This window comes from Polaribacter sargassicola (genome assembly GCF_021991835.1).
Taxonomy (GTDB): Bacteria; Bacteroidota; Bacteroidia; order Flavobacteriales; family Flavobacteriaceae; genus Polaribacter; species Polaribacter sargassicola.
This window is the reverse complement of the sequence record NZ_JAHDAU010000206.1, coordinates 1-287: the sequence shown is the minus strand read 5'-3', so window position 1 is coordinate 287 and position 287 is coordinate 1. Positions and strand designations below refer to the sequence as shown.

Annotated in this window: 1 protein-coding gene; it reads left to right on the top strand. The window is 53.7% G+C overall.

The window, feature by feature from the left end:
* Positions 1-287, top strand: a 287-nt coding sequence (locus KI686_RS16505; RefSeq protein ID WP_237590402.1) for an IS66 family transposase, incomplete at both ends; no start/stop codon positions are given.

The window sequence follows — 287 nt, the reverse complement described above, 5'->3', positions numbered from 1 at the left end:
GTATTTACGACACCCTGAAACTGCGGCTCAGATTGCAGCCCCTCGTTCATGGCGACGAGACCACGGTTCAGGTGCTCAAGGAAAAGGACAAGGCTGCCACCAGCATATCCTACATGTGGGCCTATCGCAGCAGCCAGGACAGTGTTGAACCGATCGTGCTGCTCGATTATCAACCTGGTCGCGGGCAACAATATCCGCAAGCCTTTCTCAGTGATTACCGTGGCATATTAGTAAGCGATGGTTATGCAGCCTGGCGCACATTGAAAGAAGCCACGCATATCGGGTGC